The following is a 10,633-nucleotide window of genomic DNA, read 5'->3' on the forward strand; positions in this document are numbered from 1 at the left end:
CCGTAAGTACAATGGGGACTTGTGTGATTAACCATCTCGTGACAGTCTTCCCTCGCTTGCAACCGCAGGCGGGGGCGCTCTATGGCTGTACAGGTTGCCGATCCGGCTTCATCGCATTATCGTGCCTTCATCAGCTATAGCCATAAGGACGCCGGCTTTGCCGTCCGGCTGCATCGCCGGCTGGAAAGCTATGTCCTGCCCGCGCCGGCTCGCGCGCATGCCAAAACCCCACGACGTCTGACTCCCATTTTCCGCGATCGCGACGAACTGCGCGCAGGCGACAACCTACCCGCTCAAATACGTACAGCCCTGGCGCAATCGGCTGCCCTGATCGTCGTGGCTTCGCCCGCCGCCAGAGCCAGCCTTTGGGTGGCGCAGGAAATCGAAATCTTCCGCTCGCTGCACCCGGACAGACCGGTCATCATCGCCTTGGCCGCCGGTGAGCCGCATGAGGCGTTTCCCTTACCATTGCTGGCCGCCGATATCGCCGAACCTCTGGCCGCCGATTTCCGTCGCGCCGGGGATGGCGAGCGCCTGGCCTTTCTGAAACTGGTGGCCGGCCTGGCCGATGTCCCGCTCGACAGTCTTATTCAGCGCGATGCGCAAAGAAAGTTGCGGCGCGTGACGGCCGTCACGGCGGGTGCCCTGGCGATCGCGCTATTGACGGGTGTGATGTTGCTGATGACGATGCAGTCCCTGCGAGAGGCGCGGCATCAGCGGAGCGAAGCCGAGGGAATGGTTGAATTCATGCTCACCGACCTGCGTACACGTCTGAAAGCCGTCGGTCGCCTGGACGCCATGGAGGTCGTCAATGCCCGCGCCCTGCGTTATTATAAAGGTCAGGACCTGGCCGCCTTATCCGATGACAATCTCAGCAAGCGCGCGCGCATCCTCCTGGCCATGGCTGAGGACGATATCTCTCGCCGCGATCTGAAGCGGGCGCGCGCCGATATCGACGAAGCCTACCGCACAACTTCAGCCAGCTTGGCGCGCCATCCGAAAGCACCGAAGCAGATTTTCGACCATGCCCAAAGCGAGTACTGGCAGGGTTATCTCGACTACGTGCAGCACGACCAACGTGGCGCCGCGCCCCATTGGCAGGCCTACCTGCGCCTCGCGAAACAACTGGTTTCGCAGGATCCCGACAATATCACCTGGCAGCGGGAGCTGGGTTATGCAGAGAGTAACCTGTGCACTCTGGCCCTGGCCGAGCCTATGGATGCCGTTGCGGCACGTTCTCACTGCGCCGCAACGGCACAACAGATGGAGCGTATTGCGGCGGCTGAACCGGAAAATACCATAGCGAAATTCGACCTCGCGAACAGTCTCGCCTGGCAGGCTGACGCCCATGCGCGTTCTGGCGACATGAAGACGGCTGTGGAACTGCGCCGGCGCCAGATCGCGATTATCAACGCGTCCGGCGCCGATTTTGAAACGGACGCCCAGGCTCTGCAGGCGCGGATGGTGGCGGAACTGGGGCTGGGCCGGGCGCTCGCCGCCGTTGGCCAGATGGACGAGGCTAGGTTGCTGGCCGAAAAAGCCCGAGCCTCGATCACCAAGTTGAGGGGAATAGACAGTTCGAACCGTAACTGGTCGATCTGGGAAGAGAAGATCGACAATCTAAGCCAGAAGACAGGAGACTAATATGGATGACTGCGAAGCCATTATGAAAAAATTGGCGTTCCCGAAGAGCTATTTTTTGAATCCGTCCGTGCCCGACGAAAACGCGACATATAAGGAAAAACATATCGTTTTGTCAGTAAAGCGAGGGGAAGTTAATAATAGAGAAGGCATATTATTTAGCCTGGAAGAGATCAATGCAACAGACAAGCCGGTCGTAAAAAATACACCCCATGGCAGTTATTTATGCATCGCAGAAAATATCAAGCTCACCCTCGAGCTTAACGACGAAACGGCTTGGTATTGGGATAGGAGCAATAGCGGCCCGATCACCACAAAAAACGAGAACGGCGCGCTTTTCTTTGGCGGTGTTATGCGCGAAACGGCGCAAGATGACAGGGAGGACAAGACGGTCGTGTTTTTTATCAAGCATAACGCGATAGTCCCCACTTCGGCGTCCGATTATCGTTTCGACCTTAATTTTCATGTTGTCCTTATGCAAACCGATGGTGCCGAACTCAAGATCACCATCGACCCGAGCGTCGTCAATCCCCCGCCTATCGACGGCGGCATAGCGGCTGTCCGCTCGCTCTTCTCCTTGTAATGACCTCCCGCCCCCTGCCTTACATCATCGCCCTGGCGCGTGCTTGTTCGCTATCGCGCGCCTGGGCCCTTTTCGAGGCAGGGGGCTACCTGGACCGCCGCGACGATCCGGCCGCCCTGTCCGTCAAGGGCCGGCTGCTCAAGGATCGCGCCCTGCGCGCCGATCCGGCCGAACGCGGTGTCCTGCTGGAACAGGCGGCCCAAGCCTATCTGGCCGCCGACCGGTATCAACCTGAGCCGTATCGGCTGATCAATGCCGCCAGCCTGTACGGCCTGGCGGGTCATGGCGAAGAGAGTCGCGTTCTGGCGCGTGAGGTTCTGGTTCGGCTCGACGGTCCCGACCCGATCGCGGAGACGCCGTATTATGTCGAGGCCACACGCGCCGAGGCCATGTTGCTGCTGGGGGATGTTCCGGCTGCGGCGATGGCCCTGCGACGAGCGGTCGAGGCCTCGCCCGGCAACTGGTCGGATTTGGCGGGTACCTTGAAACAGCTGGGGCTGATCTGTGCCGCTGCCGGCCAGGATACGTCGTGGTTGGATCCCTTGCGGCCGCCCGCTAGCCTGCATTTTGTCGGCCATATGGGTTTCGTTGCCGGCGCGGCGGGGGAACAGGCCCTGGCCCGCCGCGTCGACAGGCTTATCGAAGACGAAAACATCGGCTTTGCCTTTGGCGCCCTGGCCGCCGGCGCTGATATCATCGTCGCCGAACGTATAGTTGCCGCTGGAGGCGTTCTGCATGTCTTCCTGCCGACGGCAGTGGAGAATTTTGCACGCGACTCGGTCGATCCGGCCGGTCCGCAGTGGCGGGCGCGTTTCGATGTCCTGATCGCCCGGGCACACACGGTTCGCAGCTTGACCCGACACAATGGCGGCCACGACAGCGACGCTACATGCCTGGCCAACGAAGTCGCTATGGGCTGCGCTGTCCTGAATGCCCGGCAGATGGAAAGCCATGCCCTGCAATTGGCGGTATTGGATGAAGGCGGCGGTGGCCCACATAGCGCGCGCCTTGCGGAACACTGGCGTTCGGCGCGGCGCCGGCAGATTGTCGAGATTTGTCCGCGTGATGGGGCGGACGGTCCGCGCGACGATATGACCCCACAACCGGGCCAACGCCGGTGTTCGGCTTGCCTGCACATATCCGTCGAGCCTGGGGGCGATCGTTTCGAACAGACCCGCGTGCTCGGTTCCCTGATCGCAGCCCTTGCTGGAGAACTTAAGGCGGGGGATATTTCGGTGTCACCTTACGCGTGGCGCTTGCGTTTTCGCCACCCGCAGCAGGCGACCCGATGGGCCTTCGCGCTGCGCCGCAGCCTGGAGGATTATCCGGGCCTGTCCGGCCAGGTCGGCATGGCCTGCCATTACGGCGTCAAGGCGGTGATGATCGATCCTGCGTCCCAGTGTGAGGTGGACTACGATCTCGGCGGGATCGACGAAGACGCGGTGGCGCAATGGCTCGTGCCCGGCAGCCTGACGGTAAGCACGGACTACCTGGCGGCCTTGTCGGTTGATCCGTCCGTCGCTTTTCATGCCGAACGCATGGGGGAGCACGAAGGCGACGCATCCCAATCCATCCAACTTTTTGCCCTGGAAAGCGGCTTTAGCGTATGAGCTCTTCCAGTCGGTGGGGCGCGACGATGCGCAGGCTGTCGGTTTCGCGTCTGACAATGCCCCGTTTTTCCAGTGCGGACACAGCGCGCGACACGGTTTCGCGCGTCGAATTAACGTAAACGGCGATCTCGGCCATTACGGGCGCCGGACGGATGACGTGGTCTGGATCGCGGCTGGCCAGGCGAAGCAGTTCGGCATGGATCCGTCCCGTCGCCGACAGGAGGCTCTCCTCCAGGATGCGGCTCTTGGTATCTTCCAAGCGCAATAACATCAGGTGTGTCACGGCAATGGCGACACAGGTGTGGCGCTCCATGAAGTCGACCAGGCACGTACTGCTGAACCTGGCGTAGTCGACCCAGGTCTCGGCGATCACCTCGGCGCTTGAGTCTTCATGGGCTAGTGCCAGAATATTACCGAAGAGGTCACCGGACCTGATTTGCCACAACCGCAGTGACTGACCATTGCGGCCGTAGGCCAGTTCGTGCGCAAGCCCGTCGAGCAGTATACAGCCGATGTCGGCATTGCCGGGGTCGGGGTGCAGCACTGCCCGCGCCTCGCGCCGAACGGCGCGAGTCCTGCTGAGAAACAACTCCGCCACGGCCCGATCGCACTTCAAAGCCTTCTGCACAATGGCTGTATGCTGCGTATCCATGGGCAAGACTACCATGGGTGGCGGGCGCGGCAAAGGGCTCGCGTTCTCAGAAGGCGGTTCCCCGCCCAACGTGTCAAATTCGAGTTTTTCGCTGGAACCGACGTTTTAGGCGTGAGCTGCGTCACGCCCACGATGCCGCGTCGGGTGTAGTTTGCGGGCGGCAGTTTGCGGTGGACGCGCTGCGTCTTCGCCGGCCTGCGATTTCAAGAGCCGGGTTCCAACGGATAGAGAGAGGGTACAGATGGACTACACCACATTACATCCGATGAGCGCTGGCCAGGTGCATCTGGTCGACCTGCATCTGTGGCGGGGGCCGCCAAAAAACCTGGACTCTTCGCGGCCTGTCCAGATAATGGTCAACCAGGGATATGTCGTGGGCTTTTGTCCGGCCCGTCTCCAGCCTGCGTGGTCGGCCTACCGCGTCGCCTCCGCCACCCGCGACGTCGACTTCGATCGTCCCATCCACTATCACGACGACCTGCGTCTTCCGGAAGAGCATCGCATTGGGCGTAAAACGTTCGGCAAGTTGGGCAATATCGGCCTGGAGGTCGGGCACATGACGCCCAACGAGGTGATAAACCGCCAGTTCGGGCGGCTGGCACAGATGGAAACCTTCCTGATGTCGAACATGAGCCCGCAGTACGGCTCACTGAACGGCGGTGTCTGGCTGAAGCTGGAAACCGCGATCCGCGAGATCAAGGATGAACCGGGAAAAGATCATGTCTGGGCGGTCGTGGGACCTGTGTTCGGCGATGAACCGGCCCTGATCAGCCGGGGGAACAACAAGCATCTTCCCGTACCGAAAGCCTATTTCTGCATCATGGTCGACCCATTCATGTATCCCTTCGACCAGCCGTCGAATGCCAGGATCGATTGCTTCATCATTCCGCAGGATGCGCCGCCGGCCTCGAATCCCCAGGATTACCCAGCGACGCTGGCTGAGGTCGAACAGGCGACGAACCTGAAGTTCTTTTCGGACTGGGGACGGGATATACCCGTCGAAGCAAGCCTCCAGATCGAGCGGGAAGTTGCCCCGAGCCGCCTGATAAAGGCGCTGGAAGCCGGTGCCGAGCAATGGAAGAGCCAGTCGCAGGTCGTCCGCGAAGCCCAGCCGGAGGCCGCTTCGATCGCCGGACTGATCGAGAGCCTGGACGCCGAGGCGGCGGCGCTCCAGCAGGTGGATCGTTCGCTGTCGCAACGCGAAGAGGCGCGCCTGGTGACGCTGCAGCATACCATCTCGTGGTTGCTGGCGGCGCGCCGGGTCGCCAGCCACGCGTCCGAACCGGAGACGTCGGTGCTGACGGTCAACCTGATCACGTACAAGATCGAGAAAGACCTGGACGGACGCTTGAAGGAGGCGGCCCGCATTGCCTGCAACTTCTGGAACCGGTTCATCGAGCCGCGCTTTTCGATCGTTATCCGGCTGGGCCTGTTCACGGCGGACAGCCGCGTCATCGCGCGGGCCTATGAGCCATACGAAAAGGACGGCGTGCGCTATGGTGTCGTGCAGTTCAACACGAAGTACCTTGCCACCTACACGCCCAACGAGACGGCCGGCACGATCGTCCACGAGATCGGACACACGCTGGGCATCGGCTGGACCGACTGGGACGCTTTGTTCAATCGCAACACTGGCCTGTTTACTTCCAACGCCGTCCAGAACCTGTCCTCACTGAGACATATGATCGTGGAGCTGGAGGGCGGGTCGGGAACCGCGTGGTCGCATTGGGACGAGGAGACCTTCGGCAAGGAACTGATGACCGGTTACAAAAATCCCGGTGAGCACGTGCTGCCGGTCACGATCGAGGTCATGGCGCTGTTCGGGCATAAGGTTGTTGAGACCCTGGCCGGACAGACCGGTCTCGATCTGCTGCTCGACGAAGTGGCCAATCTGGTGTTTTCGCGCCAGGACGAGATCCGCAAGATCGATCTGGAGCATTTCGAACAGACCAAACTCATGGAGGTCGTGCCCCATCAGCCGTTCAGCGCCGGAGAGGCTTGAAGGTCGTTCGAATAAGGTGCCGGCGTCATTTGATGACGCCGGCTACTGCCCGACCAGCGCGTCCTTGATGGGCGCGACCCACTGGCGCTTCTGTTCGTCCCAGACGCCAAAGCCGCCGTCCCAAAACCAGTAGGCCCGTGCAAAGCCGCGGTCGTCGGACGCTTTTGACACCGCCTTCGTCCACGCTGCGCGGTCCTCCAGCTTGCCGTGCATATTGTAGGCGCCGTATTCGCCCAGCAGGATCGGACGGTTGCGGGCACGAGACCAGGCCGCGACCTTGTCGAAGTCGGTGTTGATTTGGGCCACCTCGGCCGCCGAGCCCGTCCAGCGGATGCCGCTCAGCTTTTCGACCTCGGGGCCGGCCCGTCTGGTGCCCTGATGGTGAAAGGAAACGGGTCGTAATCGTGAAAGGTGACGATCTGGTGGGCGGTCGTCCTGCCGTAGTTTGAGATGGTTCAGGTCGTCGCGGCTGTTCCAAAACACCGGACCGAGCACGATGTTACGGTGGGGATTGGTCTCACGCACAATGGCGATCAGGTCGACCAGCCGTGCGGTCCACAGATCGGCATCGGTGGCACCATGGGATCATTGAGCAGTTCGAACACCACATTGTTAGGCGCATCCTTGAAATGCGTCGACAGTTCGTTACCAGACATTGGCAAGCAGAATGGCGCAGGCATCGGTGTCCTTGCCGCAGTCATCGAAGTCATGTTCATCGAGAATGATCGGGAATCCGTGTTTCTGGGCCTCCGTCACAACAGCGTCCAGCCGCTTTATCCACGCCGGATCCAGGGTTCTATCGGGACGCATATGGGCGAAGGTGAACAAAGGAATGCGGACGGTGGTGAAGCCGGCTTCGCGCGCCAGATTCAGGTCTGTATCAAGCCGGAAAGTCGAGGGCTGACCGTTCCAGTAGGGATCGTAGCCGCCGATGATGTTGACGCCCCGGCCCATTTGCGCGGTTTGGTCTTCGGCAGCGGAGGGAGTAAACGTGGGGTGTAATTCTGACGCCGGGCGGCGACGGGGCTTATGAATGATACCCCTCCACCGCTCCGCGGTTCCCCTCCCAACTTCGTAGGGAGGAGGGCGCTCGTATCATCTGTCGGTGCTCGTCAGGCCCCGTTCAGCAAGCCTTGCAGGGCCTGCGTGAAGCCGAATTCGTCGTCGAAGCGGGCGCGAATGGGTAGGTAGGCCACCTTGTCGCGACAGGACGGCGGGAGGCGGGTCCAATCCTTTTCCGTGGTGATCAGGTAAGCGTTTTGCTTCGCCGCTTCGGATTGCAGGGTTTGGAGCTGGGCGTCGCTGAAGGGTTCGTGGTCGCCGAAGGCTTTCAGGCCGATGAGCTTGACGCCGAGGTCGCGCAGGGTCGCCTCAAACTTCCACGGTTTGGCGATGCCGGCAAACGCCAGGAGCGGGCCTTCGATTATCGGTTTTTGTGCGGTGAGGCGGGCAATGAAGATGGGTTTTTCGCTCAGAAGGGCGAGGAGTTCGGGCGCGGGGGCGGAGTTGTCCGGCATCCACAGGATGACCAGGTCGGCTCGGGAAAGGCCCTGGGCCAGGGGTTCGCGTAGAGGGCCGTAGGGGCAGATGCCGCCGTCGCCGAACGGCCAGGCGCCGTTGCGCGTGTCGCCGTCAACCACCAGGATATGGACGTCCTTCGAGATGGCGAGGTTCTGGTGGGCATCGTCGACGACGACCGTGATGGCGTCGGTGCCTTCGATGGTGCGCAGCCCTGCGGCGCGGTCGCGGGCAATCCAGAACGGATGGCGTTGCGCCAGCATCAGCGGCTCGTCACCGACCTGCGCCGCGTCGTGGGTCTGTGGGTTGACCCGGACAGGACCGGTGAGGCTGCCGCCGTGACCGCGGGACAGGCCGACAGAGTTGGGAAGCAGGCGCAGGACTTCGTCGGCGATGGGCGACTTGCCCGAGCCACCCAGGGTGACATTGCCGATGCTGATGACCTTGAGCCGCGAGCGGTAGGGTTTGGCCTTGGCGGTCTTATCGGCGTTGACGGCCAGCCAAAGTTGCGACAGCGGCCACAGGGCGAAGCGCCACCAGGGGGCACCCTGGGCATTACGGCGGTACCACCAGTCGGGTGTCCGGATAGCCATGTCAGCCGGCCTTCGGGAGCAGCGGGGCCAACCCCTGCCAGACGGTGTCGAGGGTGCCGGCTTCGCGGCGGCTGATCTCAAGCGCGGACTGGTTTGCAAGAGTGACGACGTCGGCGTGGTCGCGCAGTTGACCGACCACAAAGCCCAGTTCCTGAACGCCCTGGACTCGGAAGACCGCGCCAGCATCCAGAAGATCGGCGAAGATGCCTCCCCAGTTGCTGGTGTCCGGGCCTGTGACCACGCACTTGCCCAGACGTGCCGCCTCCAGCGGGTTATGCCCGCCGATCCCGGTCAGAAAGCTGCCGCCCATGATGACGATGTCGGCCAGGCTGAACCACAGACCCATCTCGCCCAGGGTGTCAGCCAGGTAGACCTGCGTCGTGTCGCTGACCGGGTCTTGCATGGAGCGGCGGGCGACGGAAAGACCCAGGGACTCGATATCGAGCTGAATCTCGCCGGCCTTGATCGGATGCCGCGGCACCAGAATCAGCAGATCGCCTTCACGGATATACGGTTCCAGTATTTTGGAAATGAGCGAGTCTTCGCCATAGTGGGTGCTGGCGGCGACGATGACGCGGCGCGTACCGAACACCGAGCGCATGGTGGCCAGGGCGGTTTCGGTGACCGGCAGGGGATCGCCCAGGGTCTTGAGATTGGCGCGGTTTCCCGTCGTCGCGCCCATGCGTTTGAGGCGGTCCTCGCTGGGGCCGTCCTGGGCCATGACCAGGCTGTAGCCGGTCAGCAGTTGCTTCATGGAATTGGGAAATGTTTGCCAGCCGCGGAAGGTCTTTTCGGTGATACGGGCGCTGAGCAGGGCGTGGGGGATCGATCGGTCCGACAGCCCCGTCAATAGGGTCGGCCAGATATCGCTTTCGATAAAGACAGCCAGAACCGGTCGCCAGTGGTCCAGGAAAGCCGTCACGGCCTGAGGGGTATCGATTGGGGCGTATTGGTGGATCGCCCCGGTTGGCAGGCGTTGGCTGAGGATCTCCGCCGAGGTGGTCGTGCCGGTGGTGATCAGAATATGGAGGTCCGGGCGTTCGGCGCGCAGGCGGGTGATCACGGGCAGGGCCGACAGGCTTTCGCCCATACTTACGCCGTGAAACCACACCAGGCCGCCATCGGGCCGGGGCAGGCCGGCGCGGCCCAGGCGCTCGGTCAGGCGTTGCGGGTCTTCCTTTCCCTTGGTGGCGCGGTTGGCCAGCATAGCCGGTGCAAATCCGTGCACCACGCCCATAACCTGACGGTACAGGTTCAGCGTCAAGGTCATAAGGGCACGCCCGCGATTTCGTCGGCCCGGGCGGTGACGGCGTTCAGTTGCGCTTGCATCGCCAGGCGTCCCTGTTCGAAGATCTCTTCGTCGATATCGGCGGGGACGGCGGGCAGGACCTTCCACACCATGGCGCCGCGCGAGAAGGGCAGGGGGACGCGCATCCGGTCCCAGGTGCCGAGCTCGAAATAACGTTTGGTCGACTGGCCCAGACAAACCATGACGGCGCCGGAAATCTGCGAAAGTTTCAGCGAGCCTTCGGTCATTTCGCGGCGCGGTCCGCGCGGGCCGTCCGGCGTCGTGGCGGCGCAGTTTCCGGCGCGCAGCCAGCGCAGCAGGTCGCGGAAGGCCTGGGCACCGCCCTTGTTCTTGGACGGGTCGGATTTCTTGGCCTTGGAGCCGCGGATGGAATGGCGGCCGAAGGCGCCATTGACCTTGGAAATAACGTCGCCGAACTTGGACTGCGAGCTGAGCACGGCCACCGGCTGGGCGTTGACGGTCGGCCAGCTGGCGTGACCGAGATGCAGGCGTTCGTGCCAGAACATCAGGACGACCGGCCGGCCGGAGGCCCAGACCAGCTTGACCTCGTCCTCGCCCTCGACCTGCCATTTTGTGGTGGCGTAGCAAAAGCGCAGATAGGCGATCAGCAGGTCGGCGATAAGTTCACGCAGCCAGGGCTTTTCAGTCAGCTTCTTCTTGTCAATCATGATGCGGTCACCGTTTCGGGGGCCGGGGTGTCGCTGAACTGATGCGCCGCCAGGCGG

Annotated in this window: 10 protein-coding genes; 4 read left to right on the forward strand and 6 right to left on the reverse strand. The window is 62.3% G+C overall.

Translation table 11 applies throughout. The annotated features are described in order from the left end of the window. The first annotated feature begins 81 nt into the window (after window positions 1-81). The 3 genes from ABI_RS19450 to ABI_RS23940 are packed head-to-tail and all read left to right on the forward strand — an operon-like array spanning window position 82 to window position 3,834. A complete protein-coding gene (locus tag ABI_RS19450) occupies window positions 82-1,644 on the forward strand; it encodes a toll/interleukin-1 receptor domain-containing protein (RefSeq protein ID WP_006274779.1) in 1,563 nt (520 codons plus the stop codon). Window position 1,645: 1 nt separating this feature from the next. Beyond that, on the forward strand, window positions 1,646-2,224 hold the full coding sequence (locus ABI_RS19455; RefSeq protein ID WP_006274780.1) for a nucleotide synthetase: 579 nt from the start codon (window positions 1,646-1,648) through the stop codon (window positions 2,222-2,224). After that, window positions 2,224-3,834: a hypothetical protein gene (locus ABI_RS23940; protein ID WP_006274781.1), complete on the forward strand. Its 1,611-nt coding sequence runs from the start codon at window positions 2,224-2,226 to the stop codon at window positions 3,832-3,834. The genes ABI_RS19455 and ABI_RS23940 overlap by 1 nt, the downstream gene beginning before the upstream one ends. Here the strand turns inward: ABI_RS23940 and ABI_RS23945 are convergent. Continuing rightward, window positions 3,824-4,486 (reverse strand): Crp/Fnr family transcriptional regulator, encoded by a 663-nt coding sequence (locus tag ABI_RS23945; protein ID WP_006274782.1) that lies wholly within the window; start codon window positions 4,484-4,486, stop codon window positions 3,824-3,826. The genes ABI_RS23940 and ABI_RS23945 overlap by 11 nt on opposite strands. 241 nt (window positions 4,487-4,727) lie before the next feature. Here ABI_RS23945 and ABI_RS19470 point away from each other — a divergent pair, with 241 nt between their 5' ends. After that, window positions 4,728-6,488 carry a DNA/RNA non-specific endonuclease gene (locus ABI_RS19470; RefSeq protein ID WP_006274783.1) on the forward strand — a complete coding sequence of 587 codons (1,761 nt, stop codon included), beginning with the start codon at window positions 4,728-4,730 and terminating at the stop codon, window positions 6,486-6,488. A 42-nt stretch (window positions 6,489-6,530) separates the two neighbouring features. On the opposite strand, the gene ABI_RS24600 is transcribed toward ABI_RS19470, so the two are convergent. The 5 genes from ABI_RS24600 to ABI_RS19490 all read right to left on the reverse strand — a co-directional run bounded on the left by ABI_RS24600 (window position 6,531) and on the right by ABI_RS19490 (window position 10,576). Continuing rightward, window positions 6,531-7,049, reverse strand: coding sequence for a cellulase family glycosylhydrolase (locus ABI_RS24600; RefSeq protein WP_083811575.1), 519 nt, complete (start codon window positions 7,047-7,049; stop codon window positions 6,531-6,533). A gap of 84 nt (window positions 7,050-7,133) precedes the next feature. Next, a complete protein-coding gene (locus ABI_RS24605; RefSeq protein ID WP_006274786.1) occupies window positions 7,134-7,442 on the reverse strand; it encodes a cellulase family glycosylhydrolase in 309 nt (102 codons plus the stop codon). Window positions 7,443-7,600: 158 nt separating this feature from the next. Beyond that, on the reverse strand, window positions 7,601-8,599 hold the full coding sequence (gene lpxK, locus ABI_RS19480; protein WP_006274787.1) for a tetraacyldisaccharide 4'-kinase: 999 nt from the start codon (window positions 8,597-8,599) through the stop codon (window positions 7,601-7,603). Between the two features lies 1 nt (window position 8,600). Continuing rightward, window positions 8,601-9,869, reverse strand: a complete 1,269-nt coding sequence (locus ABI_RS19485; protein ID WP_006274788.1) for a 3-deoxy-D-manno-octulosonic acid transferase — start codon at window positions 9,867-9,869, stop codon at window positions 8,601-8,603. Further along, window positions 9,866-10,576, reverse strand: a complete 711-nt coding sequence (locus ABI_RS19490; protein WP_006274789.1) for a lysophospholipid acyltransferase family protein — start codon at window positions 10,574-10,576, stop codon at window positions 9,866-9,868. The genes ABI_RS19485 and ABI_RS19490 overlap by 4 nt, the downstream gene beginning before the upstream one ends. Window positions 10,577-10,633: the final 57 nt, after the last annotated feature.

Origin of the sequence: Asticcacaulis biprosthecium C19 (assembly GCF_000204015.1) — a bacterium.
GTDB classification, from domain to species: Bacteria; Pseudomonadota; Alphaproteobacteria; order Caulobacterales; family Caulobacteraceae; genus Asticcacaulis; species Asticcacaulis biprosthecius.